Raw genomic sequence first — 15,028 nt, forward strand, 5'->3', positions numbered from 1 at the left:
GGAAGACCCAAGTTCACGGAAGCGCAGGGATTGGGCATTCGAGGCGCGTTGCAGAATTGCGTTTGCGCCTCGAGCCCTTGAAGCGAAGATAGCCAGCGTTGGCCGGGACGGGACTAAGGCGCCGCTACGATTTTCACCGCGGCAGCACTTTCCCGAACGATCAGCTCCGGCTCGAATTCGTCCTGCAGATTTTCCCGCCGTGCCGTGCCTTCTATCTGCGCAATGATGTTCCTCGCGGTCAGTTCGCCGATACGCACGGGGTTCGAACGCATGGTTGTCAGGGTGGGCGTGATAAGTTCCGCGACCTGCCAGTCCCCGAAACCGGTCACGGAGATATCGGCCGGAATGGACCGGCCCAGGGCGCGGCACTCGGCGATGGCGGCGACCGCGATGAAGTCGTTTATGCAGATCAGTGCGGTAGGCCGATGTGGACTGGTCAGACAGGCGCGCGCTGCGGCGCGGGCCGGCTCGACCTCATATGGAGTGGGCAGGACCAGCTCCTCGCGCAGTGCGATGCCGTGTTCGCTGAGCACGTCCTTGACGCCTTCCAGCCGCTGGACCGACAGATGCTGGGTGTTCAGCGGGCCAGGGAGGACGGCGAATTCGCGGTGCCCAAGGCCTACCAGATAGGCGGTCAGGCGCCGCATCGCCAGCCGGTTGTCGTAGCCGACCGTCGGATGGCTGCCTTCGCGATCCGTTGCCCACATCAGCACATAGGGGACATTGTGCTTATGGATAAGAGAGAAGACTTCGGGATGGTGCTGCGAGCCGATGATGGCGATGCCGTCCACGCGCCGCTCCAGCAGTTCCCGCGCACAGCGCAACTCGATTTCGCTGTTGTCGCGATGACACGTCAGAACAACGGTATAGCCTAGCGCTTCGAGCTGCTTCTCAAGGGTGTCCACGGCTCTTGCGTACAGTTCGTTCATCAGCGTCGGCGCAATGATGCCGATGGACATGGTCCGTCCCGAACGCAGGATTCGGGCAGCGGCAAAGGGCACATAGTCCAGGCTGGCAATCGCTTCCTGCACGCGCTTCAGGGTCTCTGGCCGCAGCAGTTCCGGTGCCGACAACGCGCGCGATACGGTGGCGGAAGACACGCCGGCAAGGAGAGCGACCTGTTTCACGTTGACCATATTCGGCATGCCTCGAAAACGAAAAAAAGAGCAAGGTTGGAGTGAAGGATGAGCCTGTCCAGGGGTGGCTTGGCGGCCCGGCCTGACGACGCATTGTATCGCTGGGGGCAAGTCCGCTGGTCAGGAACGCCATGCAAGCGCCGGTCGCGGCAATGCGGCCGGCGCTTGCCGCGGCTAGTCGAGCCGCACCTTCGCAGAGTCCGCAACCTTTTTCCATTTGGCGAGTTCGGCGCGAAGGAAGGCGTCGAACGACTCCGGCGTGCCGCCGACGATCTCGGCGCCCTGAGCCAGCAGCTTCTCCCGGATGTCCTGATATTGCAACGCCTTGTTGAACTCAGCATTCATCTTGGTGATGATGGCCGGCGGCGTGCCCGTCGGCACCATGAAGCCGCCCCAGGATACGGCCTCATAGCCGTTAATGCCCAGTGCTTCGTCTACCGTGGGAACATCCGGCAAGGAGGGGAGCCGCTTCTTGCTGGTGACCGCAAGTGCGCGTAGCTTGCCGCTTTTGACCTGCGGCATGCCGGCAGGGGCCGTCGGCAGCGCGACATGGATCTGCCCGCCCAGCACGTCGGTCAAGGAGGGTGCGTCACCCTTGTAAGGGACATGCGCCATCTTGACGCCCGCCATGGTATTGAGCAGCTCGCCCGCGAGGTGGTTGCTCGCCCCGTTGCCTGCCGAGCCGAAGGTGATCTCGCCAGGCTTATCCTTGGCCATGGCGATCAGTTGCCTCAGATCCTTGATGGGTGAGTTCGCTGCCGTGACGATGATCAGCGGAACCGTGGTCACCAGGATCACGGGCGCGAAATCCTTGACCGAGTCATAAGGCAATTTCGAATAAACCGCAGGATTGATCGCATTCGGACCAAGGTTGGCCATCAGCACCGTATGTCCGTCCGCGGCCGATTTCGCCACGAGTTCGTTGGCAATGATGCCGTTGGCGCCCGGCCGATTCTCGATGACGACCGATTCTCCCCAGGCCTGGCTAAGCTTTGTGCTCAGCAGCCTGGCGGTGACATCTGAAGCGCCGCCGGGCGGATAGGGCAAGACCACGCGGACCGGCTGGGCGGGCCAGTCCTTGGCTGCCGCGTGCTGCCACCCGGAGATCGCTGCCAGGCAAAGCAGGGCGGCGGACGCTTGTCGTAGATATCGATGCATGATGGGGTCTCCTGTCTCCTGATGCGATCCTGCTTCGGGATCGCGTTTGTGCTAACTGCAGTTCAAATCGCTCCTCCCTTGCGCAATACCGAAATCCGGTCCGCGGACCAGCCGAGGTCGCGGCTCAGGACGTCGTCCGTATGCTCGCCGAGCACTGGCGGGGCACGCCGATACTCGACGGTGGAGCGGGAAAACTTGATCGGGTTGGCGATCTGCGGCGCGATCGCCCCGCTTCCATGGGGAAGCGAGAACACCATGCCGCGCGAACGCACTTGCGGATCCGACAAGGCCTGCGGAATCGAATGGATCGGTCCGCACGGCACGCCGGCGGCTTCCAGTCCGAGCAGCCAGGCTGCCGTGTCGCGGCCACGAAATCGGTCCGCCAACAAGCACACCAGGCCCTCGCGGTGCTTCAGGCGCGCGGCGTTGGTCGCGTAGCGCTCGTCGCGTGCCAGTTCGCCCAGGTCCAGTGCGGCGCACAGGGCACCGAACTGCCGGTCGTTGCCAACTGCAACGATCAGCGCGCCATTGCTGGTCGCGAACGACTGGTACGGCGCGAGGTTCGGATGGGCGTTACCCCAGCGTCGTGGCTCGGAACCCGCTACCAGGTAGTTGGAAGCCTGGTTCGCAAGCCACGCGACCTGCGTGTCGAGCAGGCTCATGTCGATGTACTGGCCGCGCGCGCTCTCGACCCGTTCGAACAAGGCGCTGACGATGGCCACCGACGCGTACATCCCTGTCATCAGGTCCGAGATAGGTACGCCGCATTTCTGCGGCCCTCCGCCGGGGAGGTCGTCGCACTCGCCGGTGATGCTCATGAGCCCGCCCATGGCCTGCACAACGAAGTCGTAGCCGGCCCGGTGACTGTACGGCCCGGTCTGCCCGAAGCCGGTGATCGAACAGTAGACCAGGCGTGGATTGAGGTCCGTCAACGTGTCGTAGTCCAGGCCATAGCGCCGCATGTCGCCGCATTTATAGTTCTCGACGAAAACGTCGGCCGTTTTCGCCAGTTCGCGGAGCACGGCCTGTCCCGCCTCGCTGCTGACGTCCACGGTGATCGAGCGCTTACCACGATTGGCGCAAAGAAAATAGGCCGACTCAGCCGTCGGGGTGCCGTCTTCCCGGGCAAGGAAGGGCGGCCCCCAGGCGCGCGTATCGTCCCCGCTGCCGGGCCGCTCCACCTTGATCACGTCGGCACCGAGGTCCGACAGCAATTGGGTGCTCCACGGTCCCGCAAGGATGCGGCTCAGGTCGAGCACCCGGATGCCTTCCAAAGGTCCTGCCATGGTCTTGCCTCCTGTGAATGCCAGAGCGCTTCAGCTCGGGTCGAACAGTACGCCGGGATTCAGGATCTGCTTAGGGTCGAGCGCTTGCTTTGCTGCCTTCAGCGCGGTGCAGAACAGCTCGGGCCGCTCCTTGTCATACCAGGGCCGATGGTCCCGTCCGAGCGCGTGGTGGTGCGTGACGGTGCCGCCGGCGTCCACCATGGCCTGTTCCGCCACCCGCTTGATCGCCATGTACTGCTCGGGAATACGGGCCTTGTCCCCATAGGCAAACCAGGTGAAGTAGGGCGCAGGGCCGTCCGGATACAGGTGGGTGAAGCGGCAGGTCACCGAGCCGGGGCGGCCCGTCACTTCGCGGATGATGCGATGCGTCTCGGTCTTGACGTGCTGGTGAAGCGCGGCGAAGCGGTCCCATGTGACGGCTGTTTCCATTGTTTCGCGCATGACGCCGCGTGCAATGGCGTACTCGCGCAGATAGGGTCCGCGCAGGAACTTGTTGCGCCAGCTTGCCGTGGCCGAATCGGCACCTTCCTCCTTGGTTGACGGAGCGGTATCCCAATCGCCGGCGCATGCTGCGCAGATCTCCAGCGCGCGCGCCATCCACGCATCGACCGGGTGGTCCGCCGACTCGAAGCCCAGCACGAGGATGTCGTAGGTGCCGTCGCTGGAGCCGGTGTAGGCTGCCTCCTCGCGCTCGACCAACCGCGCGTTCGCGGGGTTCAGGCCCGACTGTGACAGCAGCCGCGTCGCCTCCACGGCCCGCGCATAATCGCGGAAGCGCACCGTGGCCTGTTTGCGGAAGACCGGGCGGCGGTGCAGCTTGACCCAGGCCTCGGTAATGATGCCAAGCGCGCCCTCCGAGCCCAGGAACAGCCGGTCGGGATTAGGGCCCGCGCCCGATACCGGAAAGCGGCGCGACTCGATATTGCCCGCGGGAGTCACCACCTTGAGGCTTTCGATGTGGTCGTCGATCTGCGTGTATGCGGTGGCGAAATGCCCGGCGGCGCGGGTCGCGATCCAGCCCCCCAGCGACGAGAACTCCCATGCCTGCAGGAAAAAGCGCATGGTCAGCCCGGTCGGCTTGAGTTGACGTTCCAGGCTCGGCCCGAGCACGCCGGCCTGGATGCGCGCGGCTTGCGAAGTCTGGTCGACTTCCAGCACCTTGTCGAAATGTTTCAGGTCGAGTGTGAGGACGCCCCGGTAGCGATCGTGCTCCGGAGGGTTCACCCCGCCGACCACGCTGGAGCCGCCGCCGTAGGGAACGACGGCGAGCTGTTGGCGGCCGCACCAGTCGAAGAGATCCACGATCTCCTGTTCGGTCTTGGGGTATGCGACGACGTCTGGCGGATTCGGGAACTCTTTCCGAATGGCCCGCGCCACGTCCACCGTACCGGCGCCATAGGTGTGATAAAGGCGGTCATAGTGGTCGGTCGTGCAGATCTCGCGCAGCGTTGCAGGCGGCTGAACGCGCGGGGCGCGAAGCTCGATTTCGTCCGCGGTGGGGAAGGGCACGGCCTCGAAGTGCTCGACGCCCAGCAGCCGGCTCCACGCGGCCTCGAACTCCGAGATTTCCTCCGACGTGACGGTGTCCCCTTCGTAGCCCCAGCCATAAAACTTCCGACGGCGTTCCTGCATGTCGATGTCTCCTTCGTGGTTTCCGTTGAATGTAATCGATTACATTTCAGCGCAAAAAATATTGCAAAGCCTCAGAGTGGATGGAAAACTGGCAATGCAATCGATTACATCAGTCTAGGCGAAGGGAGAACGATGTCAAGGACGAAAGGGTGAATTTCAGCAGAAGCGGGACGACGATGGGAGACATGGGCAGAAGCGGGGCAAGGGATTGAGGGCCAGGGGCACGGGTGGGCGGGCGCGCTGCTGTCGTATCCGCAGTCGACGTGCGAACCCGCTTGCCGCGAATCACGCCGCGCAAACTCTGCTGGTTCCTTGCGGCACGCCCGCCTGGATGCAGATGTGCTTCAACTCGGTAAAGTCGGCCAAGGCGTCGTACCCGTGGAGCCGTCCAAGTCCGCTCTGCCGATAGCCGCCCGTCTCCGCTTCGGCGAACAGGCGGTTGTGGTCGTTGACCCAGACGGTGCCGTTTCGCAAGGCCCGCGCAAGCCGCATGGCACGCTCGCCTTGTTGCGTCCACACGCTGGCGGACAGGCCGAAGACGGTGTTGTTGGCTTTTGCCAGTGCCTCGTCTTCGGTCGCGAAGGTCTCGAGCGTGGCGAACGGACCGAAAATCTCCTCTTGGCAGAAGAAGGCATCGGGGTCGCTGTGTTCCACCAGCGTGGGGCTCAGGAAGGCGCCACGCGCGAGCGCGCCGGTTGGCATGGCGCCACGCAGCAGTACCGAGTCAGCCTCGTCGCAGGCGCGCTCGACGAGGGCGCTGATCGCTGCGCGCGTCGGGTAGTCGATCAGCGGGCCGATTTGCGTGTCTGGCTCGATGCCGGGGCCGAGGCGAAACGCGGCAAGGGCCGCAGTCAAGTGCCTGCGCATCTCCGGTGCGATGGCCTCGTGTACCAGTATGCGCCGCGCCGCCGTGCATTGCTGGCCCGAGATGATGGTGGCCGCTAGCGCTAGCCGTTTCGCAACCGCCTCCGTGTCGACGTCATCGAACACCAGGCAGCACGATTTCCCGCCGAGTTCTAGCGAGAGCTTTTTCACACTATCCGCGGCGGCAATCATGATCTTCTTGCCGGTCGCGGTAGATCCGGTAAAGCTCACCACATCCACGTCGTGCGAACGCACCAGGCGGTCCGATGCGGCATAGCCCGTTTCGCAGACGAAATTGACGGCGCCGGCCGGCAGGCCGGTCCGCTCGAACAAGCGCAGCATGGCCGCTGTGAATAGCGTGGTTTGCGCAGCAGCCTTGACCACTGCCGTGCAGCCGGCGGCGAGCGCTGGTGCGAGCGAGCGCACGAGCAGCACCGCCGGCGCGTTCCAGGGGACGATGATGGCGGCGACGCCGGCCGGCTCTCGCAGGATGGTCGATATCGTGCCGGGCTCCGGCTCCAGCACGTGGCCCGGAATGTGCCGCGCCAGCCCGGCGTAATAGCGGACTTCCGAGATGGCGGCGCCGATCTCGCCCCGGGCCTGCGCGATGGGCTTGCCGTTTTCGGCGGTGAGCAGTCGGGCCAAGGCCTCTCGCTCTCCTTCGAGCGCGCCAGCCCAGGCGAGCAGCACATTCTGCCGCAGGCGGGCATCGTGGCCCCACGTCGTGCGTTCAAAGACGTGCCGCGCGGCGGCGATGGCAGCGCCGGCTTCCGTCGTCCCGCCGTCCGGGAATTTGCCGATCAGGGTTCCGTCCGCGGGGTTGATGCTATCGGCACAAGGCTCGCCGGACCAGGTGCCGGAAATCCAGTGTTGCGCGTTCATTCGTTGTTCTCCTTGTTCGAGTCTGGACTGTCGGAAGACGCAGCGGCATGCGACGCGCGCTGGATCTCGCCGGAAATGATGCCGATCAGCGCTTCCGCGGCGGTGCTGGGCGGGCGGCGGGGGTGACTGATGCGCACGATGTGCCGGACAAGACGAGGGGCGAGGATGGAGTGCGCACGCAATGTGCCGTGGCCTACCGCGCGCTGTACCGCTATGCGGGGCAAGATGGTCGCCATGTTCGTCGACTCGACCAGCTTGACGATCGTGCCGAGCGTGTCGACCTCGTATTTCGGTGTGAGCATCATGTCGAACTGGTGCGCCGCGCTGTCGAGAACGCCGCGCAGGCCGTGGCGTTTGGTTGGCAGGACCAGTTCCACCTGGGTAAGACTGGACAACTGGACCGAGGCGGGCAGATCCGGGCCGTGGGCGGCGCTCGTTGCCAGCACCATTTCCTCGTCCAGCAGCGGCCGGGAGTCAAGGGACAATTGGGCGCGGGGCTTGTTGATGATGGCCACATCCAACTGACCGCCCGCTACCCAATCGATCAGCGTCGTGCTGTAGCCGTCGGCCACGGTCACCTCCACTTGCGGGTAACGCGCGCGGAAGCGGGCGAGCGACTCGGCGAGCGCGCCCTCCGCGATCGAGGCTATCAAGCCGATTGTGATACTGCCGGAAATGATCTCCTCACGTTGCACCAGTTGTTCACGCGCATGCGTGATGTCGCGCATGATTGGCAGGAAGAGCCCGTACATCTGGCGGCCTGCCGGGGTCGGCGACATGCCGTGCGCGCCTCTTTCGAATAGCTTTTGATTCAGCTCTTCTTCGAGTTTTGCGATCTGCATGCTCAGTGCAGGCTGCACGATATGCAGTCGCTTGGCCGCTCGCGTGACGGAGCCGTCCTCGAACAGCGCAATAAAGTACTGGATTTGCTTTAAGTCCATGTGCCCGGTGTGCCGCATTAATGCATCATTAATAGTGATAGATGAGATCAATTTATGTGAAGCGGTGATTTCGCGGCGCGGGGCGAGAATGCCGTTAAATGCCGCTCATCGTGCATTTCCTCGCGGCAGCGGAATAAAAAGCGGGGCGCTTCCGGGGGTTCTCTATTAGCGTTGCGCGCTTGCCGCGTGTCATCAGGTCAAATACTTATATCAGTAACGATGATATTTCGAATCAATAAACAGTATTAGACCTGATGTAGCTTCCTGACTAGGCTTGCCTCACCTTGCGTGCGGTGGGCCAGTCAGGACCTGGGCCGCACGCCGACGACTCAGGAGCAATGCAATGTTCAGGCACATGGCCGAATCAACGTACCGCGCGCCGGAACCCATGGCGTTGCCGGAGGAGGCGCTGACCCTGCGCAGCTGGCTGCGCCACCTTGGCAACACCGGCAGGCTGGCGGCAATAGACGAGCCGGTTGCGCTTGAGCACACCCTTGCCGCGGTCGCCAAGCGGCTGGATGGCGAGCGCGCGGCCTTCTTCAACCGGCCCGGTGGCCATGCGATTCCGGTGGTGAGCGGATTCATGTCTCGCCGCTCGTGGATCGCCGAGGCGATGAGGGTGCCCGAAGACGGCTTGCTGGAACGCTTCCGCAGTGCGGCCGCGCAGCCCCTGCCGGTGCGCGAGATCGCCCAGTGCGAGGCAGCGTGCCAGCAGGTCATCCACCTGGACAAGGTGAACCTGCACGAACTGTTGCCCATCCCGACCCACAGCGAGCACGACAACGGTCCCTATATCACGGCCGGCCTGGCCATCGCGCGAAACCCGCGCTCGGGCGTGCAGAACGTCTCGATCCACCGCATCCAGGTGCATGCGCCGGACCGCATGGCCATCCTGATGCTGCCACGCCATCTCGACGCGTTCTACCGTGCGGCCGAAGCATGCGGCGAGGCTCTGCCGATCGCCATCGTCATCGGTGTCGATCCTCTCACCATGCTGGCTTCGCAGGCCATCACACCGATCGACCATGACGAATTGGAGATCGCCGGCGCGCTGCATGGGGCGCCGCTTCCCGTGATCAAGTGCCGCACCAGCGATGTGCGCGTGCCAGCCAATGCCGAGATCGTGATCGAGGGCCGGCTTCTGCCCGGCGAGCGCGAGATGGAAGGACCCTTTGGCGAGTTTCCCAAGTACTACAGCAGCGCCGAGTTGCGCGAGGTCATCCAGGTCGATGCTGTCACGCACCGGCATCGCCCGATCTATCACACCATCGTGCCGGCGGAGATGGAGCACCTGCTGCTTGGGGCGATTCCGCGCGAGGCCACCTTGCTGGCACATCTGCAGCGCAGCCATCCCGGGGTGCAGGATGTGCATCTGTCAGTGGGCGGCGTATGCCGGTATCACTTGTATGTGAAGCTCGACAAGAAGCGCGAGGGCGAGGCGAAGAACGTCATTCTCTCAGCGTTTGGCGCGCATTACGACATCAAGCAGGTGATCGTGGTGGATACCGATGTCGACGTCCACGACCCCGCCGAGGTCGAATGGGCGGTCGCGACGCGCTTCCAGGCGGACCAGGACCTGGTGGTGATCGCGGGGGCGCAGGGCTCGGTGCTCGATCCCTCCACGACCGTCGCGGCCAGCCTGGCCGGTATCGACAACCCGGAGCCGCACCTGCAAGGCATCTGCGCCAAGATGGGGCTCGACGCGACCCGCCCGGTCAAGTACGCGGGGCATGTGTTCACGCGCGTGCGGATTCCAGGCGAGTCAACCATCGATCTGCAGGCGCTGGTGTCGGCCGACTCATCGCGCTGGAAAGCGTATCTCGGCGATGGAGCGTGATGCCATGGCCAGCCAGAAACGCATCATCGTCGGCATCTCCGGCGCCAGCGGCGCCGCCATCGGCGTCAACCTCCTCAAGGCGATACGCAGCCTGGACAACGTCGAGTCGCATCTCATCGTGTCGGCTTCGGGCATGCTCACCGCGACCCAGGAACTCGGCATCAAGCGCAGCGAGCTCGAAGCGCTTGCCGACATCGTGCATAACGTGCGCGATATCGGCGCGACCGTAGCTAGCGGCTCCTTCGTGACCGAGGGCATGGTGGTTGCGCCATGCTCGATGAAGACGCTGGCATCGGTGGCCAACGGGTTCTCCGACAACCTGCTGACGCGTGCCGCGGACGTGGTGCTCAAGGAGCGGCGGCGCCTGGTGCTGGTGGCGCGTGAAACCCCGCTGAACCTGGCCCATCTGCGCAACATGGTGCACGCCACTGAGATGGGCGCGGTCGTGATGCCGCCCGTTCCCGCCTTCTACACGCATCCGGTCAGCATCGAGGACGTGGTCAATCACACCGTGGGTCGCATCCTCGACCTGTTCCAGATCGAGCACGACACACTGGCCAGCCGCTGGTCGGGGCTCGCTCACGATTTCGCCGGCTGAACGCCAGCGCAGCGGACCGGGGCGTCGATCCCGGCCGCGCCTTGAATACTGAACCAGCAGGAGACAGACATGAAAACGTGGCTCGCCCATGCCGGGCTCGCTTTGCTGTTGGCAACGGGACTTGCCCATGCGGACGGCTATCCCGCCAAGCCGATCCGCATCGTGGTGCCGTACCCGCCCGGCGGCTTTAACGATACGCTGGCCCGCATCGTCGGCAGCCGGCTCACCGCAGCCTGGGGCCAGCCCGTGGTGGTGGACAACAAGCCCGGGGCGGGCACGATCATCGGCACCTCGTTCGTGGCCAAGGCCGCGCCCGATGGCTACACCCTGCTGGTGGTGCAGTTCCCCTTCGGTGCCAATCCCTGGCTCTACAAGTCGCTGCCTTACGACACCCTCAAGGACTTCACGCCCGTCATCCTGGCGGGGCAGTCGCCGATGACCCTGGTGGTGACAAGCGGGTCGCCGATCCGGTCCGTGGACGATCTCGTCAAAGCCGCGAAAGGCACGCCCGGCAAGATCAACTATGGCTCGTCGGGCAGCGGTTCATCCAATCACCTTGCCATGGCGCTGTTCGAGCGCAGTGCGGGCGTCTCGCTTGCCCAGGTGCCTTACAAGGGCAGCACGCCCATGCTGACCGACCTGGCCGGCGGGCAGGTCGAAGTGGCCTTCGACGCCTTGCCCCATGTGCTGCCGTTCGTGAAGTCCGGCAAGGTACGCGCGCTCGCCGTGGCGGACCGGAGCCGCTTCGCGTCGCTTGCCACGGTGCCCACCATGGCGGAGAGCGGCCTGCCCGGCTATGACGCGTCCTCGTGGCACGGCATTGTCGCGCCGGCCGGCACGCCCCCGGAGATCGTGCGCAAGCTGAACGCGCAGATCAACGACGCGCTGCGCACGGCGGATGTGCGCAACATCTTCCACGACCAGGGCGTCCGGCCGGCCGGCGGCAGCGCGGCGGACTTCTCGGCGTTCATCGGCAAGGAACTGGCGAAGTGGAAGCAGGTCGTGCATGACGCGGCCATCCCCTCGCAATGACGCAGCAATGACGCAGTAACCACGCACATGATCAGGGGACAACACATGGGTACGCCGAGGGACCGCTTCGACTATGTGATCGTTGGCGGCGGGTCGGCCGGCTGCGTGCTGGCCAATCGCCTGTCGCGGGACCCCGGCATACGCGTCGCGCTGATCGAAGGGGGCGTCGATACGCCACCCGGCGCGGTGCCGGCGGAGATTCTCGACAGCTATCCGATGCCCCTGTTCTTCGGCGACCGGTACCTCTGGCCATCGCTGCAGGCGCGCGCCGTGGCGGGGGGGCGCGCCAGACTCTACGAGCAAGGGCGCGTCATGGGCGGCGGCTCGAGCATCAATGTGCAGGCCGCCAACCGCGGGCTGCCGCGCGACTACGATGAGTGGGCGGCGTCGGGCGCGCCCGGCTGGTCCTGGCAGGAGGTGTTGCCGTATTTCCGCAAGCTCGAACGCGATGTGGATTTCGCCAGCAGCCCGATGCACGGCAGCGACGGCCCGGTGCCGATCCGCCGCATCCTGCCGCCGGCATGGCCGCCATTTTGCACGGCTTTTGCGCAAGCGATGGGCCGCAGCGGATTGTCCGCGCTGGACGACCAGAACGCGGAGTTCGGCGATGGCTGGTTTCCCGCTGCCTTCTCGAACCTCGATGGCAAGCGGGTATCGACCGCCATCGCCTATCTCGATGCGAACACGCGCAAGCGGACCAATCTGCGGATCTTTGCCGAGACAACGGTGAAGGAGCTGGTCGTAACCGGACGCGAAGCGCGCGGCGTGATCGCCGTTCGTGCCGACGGGGCGCGGCTGGCGCTGGAAGCCGCAGAGGTCATCGTGTCAGCGGGCGCGCTGCAGTCTCCTGCCATCCTGATGCGCGCGGGAATTGGCGACGCGGCCGCGCTGCAGGCGCTCGGCATCGAGGTGGTGGCCGACCGGCCCGGCGTTGGCCGCAATCTCCAGGATCATCCTGCGCTGACCTTCTGCCAGTTCCTCGCGCCCGAGTACCGCATGCCGCTCGCGCGCCGGCGCTCCAGCATGACGGCGGCGCGCTTCTCATCCGAAGTGCCGGGCGGCGAAGCGTCGGACATGTATTTGTCCAGCTCGACACGGGCGGGCTGGCATGCGCTCGGTAATCGGCTCGGCCTCTTCTTCCTGTGGTGCAACCGGCCATTCTCGCGTGGGCAGGTGAGCCTTGCGGGCGCCCAGCCGGAGGTGTCGCCACTGGTGGAGCTCAACCTGCTGGATGACGAACGGGATCTGCGACGCATGGTGGCTGGTGTGCGCAGGCTGGTGCGGATCGTCGGTGCGTCGGCTTTGCATCAGCATCCGGATGATTTCTTCCCCGCCATCTTTTCGCCGCGCGTCAGGGCAATGAGCCGCGTGAGCCCCGGCAATGCGCTGCTCACCGCGTTGCTGGGGGCACTGCTGGATGTCTCGGGGCCGCTACGCAGAAGCCTGATCGCGCGCTTTGTCACGGGCGGGGCAAACCTGGCCAGCCTGCTCGCGGATGAGTCCGCGTTGGAGGGCTTCGTGCGCCAGAGCGTCTTCGGGGTCTGGCATGCCAGCGGCACTTGCCGGATGGGCGCGCATGCGGACCGGAGCGCGGTGACGGATACAACGGGCCGCGTCCACGATGTCGGCCGGTTGCGCGTCGTCGACGCGTCGCTGATGCCTCGGCTGCCGACGGCCAATACCAACATTCCCACCATCATGTTCGCGGAAAAGATCGCCGATGCCATGTTGGCCGAGCGCCGCGCAACCCGGCGGGCGTTGAGCGAAGTTGCCGATCCGGGCTGAACACCGAAGCTGAAAACCAAAGGTGAACACCGAAGCTGCACTATGGCGCGCCACCAGCGCCTGGAACGAGGAGACAACGATGAAATACGATGACGAAGTCCGCGCACGCTCTTACCGCTTCCGCGACGAGTATGTCGCGTCCACGCCCGCGTGGTACCGCGGCGAACTGCATCTCGCCTTCACGCTGCTGTTCACGGGTGGGGTGATTGCCTGGTGCGCGATGAAACTGCAAGCACCGACGCTGGCGCAGTGGCTCGCGATCGTGCCGATTTTCCTGTTCGGGAACTGGGCCGAGTGGGCCGCGCACCGCTATGTACTGCATCGGCCGACGCGCTTTTTCAGCATGCTCTACAAACGGCATTGCGCGGTGCATCATCGCTTCTTCACGCACCTTACGCTTGAGTACAAAGGCCAGAAGCACTGGCGCGCCTTGTTGTTCCCGCCCTTTGCGCCGGTGGCTTTCGTGCTTGCCGCAGTGCCGTTCGCACTGGCGATCGGCGCGGTGTTCTCGAAGAACGCGGGGTATATCGCGCTGATGACGATGGCGGCGTACTACCTGATGTACGAAGGACTGCATACGCTATCGCACATCACGGACAGCCCGCTGCTGGACAAGATGCCATTGGTGGGTACCGTGCGGCGCCTGCACGTCACGCATCACGATCCCGAACTGATGGCCATGCAGAACTTCAACCTGACCTTCCCGATCTGCGACACGCTGTTCGGCACGCGCAGCGATGCCCCGCGCGCGGTGCGCAGGCCGGTGGAAGGGCAGGGGTAGTCCAGGGCCGCAGCGCCCGGATCAGGCGGCGGTGCCGGATACCCTCCGGATCTCCTCGGCCACGATCGCGATCAGCGCGTCGGCGGCCGTGCTGAGCGGGTGCTGCGGATGGCTCACGCACACCAGGTGGCGTACGATGCGCGGCGCAAGGATGGGGTACACGCGCAACCGGCCCTCGCCCACGGCGCGTTGCACCACGATGCGCGGCAGCACCGTGGCAAAGCGCGTGGCTTCGACGAACTGGACGATGGTGCCAAGGATGTCGATCTCGAACTTCGGCTGCAAGGTCACGTCTTCCTGTTGCGTGGCCGCATCCAGCACGCCGCGCAAGCCATGGCGCTTGGTGGGCAGCACCAGTTCCAGCCCCGGCAGCTTGGTGAGTTCCACGGCTGCCGGCAGTTCCGGGCCATGTTTGGCACTGGTGACCAGCACCATTTCCTCGTCGTGCAGGGATTGCACATGGAGCGAGAGCTTGCCACGGGGCTTATGTACCACGGCCGCGTCAAGCTGGCCGGCGGAAACCAGGTCGATCAGCGTGGCGCTGAAGCCGTCCGCGACCGATACCTCCACGTTCGGGTAGCGCGCGTTGAAACGCGCCAGCGAACCCACCAGCACGCTCTCCGTCTCCGACGCCACCATGCCGATGGAGATGCTGCCGGCCACTTGCTCGTCGCGTTGCATCAGCTGTTGCCGCGCATTGGCCAGGTCGCGCACGATCGGCAGGAACAGCCGATACATCATGCGGCCGGCGGCGGTCGGCACCATGCCATGCGGGATGCGATCGAACAGCTTCTGTCCAAACTCTTCCTCCAGCTTGGCGATCTGCATGCTCAGCGCCGGCTGCACGATATTCAGCCGTTTCGCCGCGCGCGTGACGGAGCCGTCTTCGAACAGCGCAATGAAATACTGGATCTGTTTGAGGTCCATGCCAAGTGATCGATCAGGTATCAATAATTTTGTACGGCTGGGGCTGAGCTTATCAGCTTTTTTGCCGCCCCATCGCGGGAACGCCTGCCCACTATTTGGGGAAAACACTTACCCCCTGGCGCGTTAGCAGGCCAGATGTGCTCGTCAACGCCCATCCGGACTGGCATCA

12 protein-coding genes are annotated in these 15,028 nt (G+C 64.7%); 5 read left to right on the plus strand and 7 right to left on the minus strand.

All coding sequences use genetic code 11. The features are described from left to right. Window positions 1–113 precede the first annotated feature (113 nt). The 6 genes from RS901_RS36805 to RS901_RS36830 all read right to left on the minus strand — a co-directional run bounded on the left by RS901_RS36805 (window position 114) and on the right by RS901_RS36830 (window position 7,899). Window positions 114–1,136 carry a substrate-binding domain-containing protein gene (locus RS901_RS36805; protein WP_316157768.1) on the minus strand — a complete coding sequence of 341 codons (1,023 nt, stop codon included), beginning with the start codon at window positions 1,134–1,136 and terminating at the stop codon, window positions 114–116. A 174-nt stretch (window positions 1,137–1,310) separates the two neighbouring features. Further along, window positions 1,311–2,294: a tripartite tricarboxylate transporter substrate binding protein gene (locus tag RS901_RS36810; RefSeq protein ID WP_316157769.1), complete on the minus strand. Its 984-nt coding sequence runs from the start codon at window positions 2,292–2,294 to the stop codon at window positions 1,311–1,313. 62 nt (window positions 2,295–2,356) lie between these two features. After that, complete coding sequence (locus RS901_RS36815; protein WP_316157770.1) at window positions 2,357–3,580, minus strand: CaiB/BaiF CoA-transferase family protein; 1,224 nt, start codon at window positions 3,578–3,580, stop codon at window positions 2,357–2,359. A 30-nt stretch (window positions 3,581–3,610) separates the two neighbouring features. Further along, window positions 3,611–5,212: an FAD-binding oxidoreductase gene (locus RS901_RS36820; protein WP_316157771.1), complete on the minus strand. Its 1,602-nt coding sequence runs from the start codon at window positions 5,210–5,212 to the stop codon at window positions 3,611–3,613. Between the two features lie 285 nt (window positions 5,213–5,497). Then, the gene (locus tag RS901_RS36825) at window positions 5,498–6,958 is read right to left on the minus strand and encodes an aldehyde dehydrogenase family protein (RefSeq protein WP_316157772.1); all 1,461 of its coding nucleotides are present in this window, start codon (window positions 6,956–6,958) and stop codon (window positions 5,498–5,500) included. Continuing rightward, complete coding sequence (locus RS901_RS36830) at window positions 6,955–7,899, minus strand: LysR family transcriptional regulator (protein ID WP_316157773.1); 945 nt, start codon at window positions 7,897–7,899, stop codon at window positions 6,955–6,957. The genes RS901_RS36825 and RS901_RS36830 overlap by 4 nt, the downstream gene beginning before the upstream one ends. A gap of 355 nt (window positions 7,900–8,254) precedes the next feature. Here RS901_RS36830 and RS901_RS36835 point away from each other — a divergent pair, with 355 nt between their 5' ends. The 5 genes from RS901_RS36835 (at window position 8,255) to RS901_RS36855 (ending at window position 13,932) form a co-directional block, all read left to right on the plus strand. Further along, window positions 8,255–9,736, plus strand: coding sequence for a UbiD family decarboxylase (locus tag RS901_RS36835; protein WP_316157849.1), 1,482 nt, complete (start codon window positions 8,255–8,257; stop codon window positions 9,734–9,736). 4 nt (window positions 9,737–9,740) lie between these two features. Further along, window positions 9,741–10,334 carry a UbiX family flavin prenyltransferase gene (locus RS901_RS36840; protein ID WP_140951410.1) on the plus strand — a complete coding sequence of 198 codons (594 nt, stop codon included), beginning with the start codon at window positions 9,741–9,743 and terminating at the stop codon, window positions 10,332–10,334. Between the two features lie 69 nt (window positions 10,335–10,403). Beyond that, a complete protein-coding gene (locus RS901_RS36845; RefSeq protein ID WP_316157774.1) occupies window positions 10,404–11,366 on the plus strand; it encodes a tripartite tricarboxylate transporter substrate binding protein in 963 nt (320 codons plus the stop codon). A gap of 45 nt (window positions 11,367–11,411) precedes the next feature. Further along, entirely contained in the window at window positions 11,412–13,151 is a 1,740-nt protein-coding gene (locus RS901_RS36850) for a GMC family oxidoreductase (protein ID WP_316157775.1), read from the plus strand. Between the two features lie 79 nt (window positions 13,152–13,230). Next, complete coding sequence (locus tag RS901_RS36855; protein WP_316157776.1) at window positions 13,231–13,932, plus strand: sterol desaturase family protein; 702 nt, start codon at window positions 13,231–13,233, stop codon at window positions 13,930–13,932. 21 nt (window positions 13,933–13,953) lie between these two features. On the opposite strand, the gene RS901_RS36860 is transcribed toward RS901_RS36855, so the two are convergent. Beyond that, complete coding sequence (locus RS901_RS36860) at window positions 13,954–14,859, minus strand: LysR family transcriptional regulator (protein ID WP_316157777.1); 906 nt, start codon at window positions 14,857–14,859, stop codon at window positions 13,954–13,956. Window positions 14,860–15,028 lie beyond the last annotated feature (169 nt).

The organism is Cupriavidus sp. BIC8F (genome assembly GCF_032465815.1).
GTDB classification, from domain to species: Bacteria; Pseudomonadota; Gammaproteobacteria; order Burkholderiales; family Burkholderiaceae; genus Cupriavidus; species Cupriavidus necator.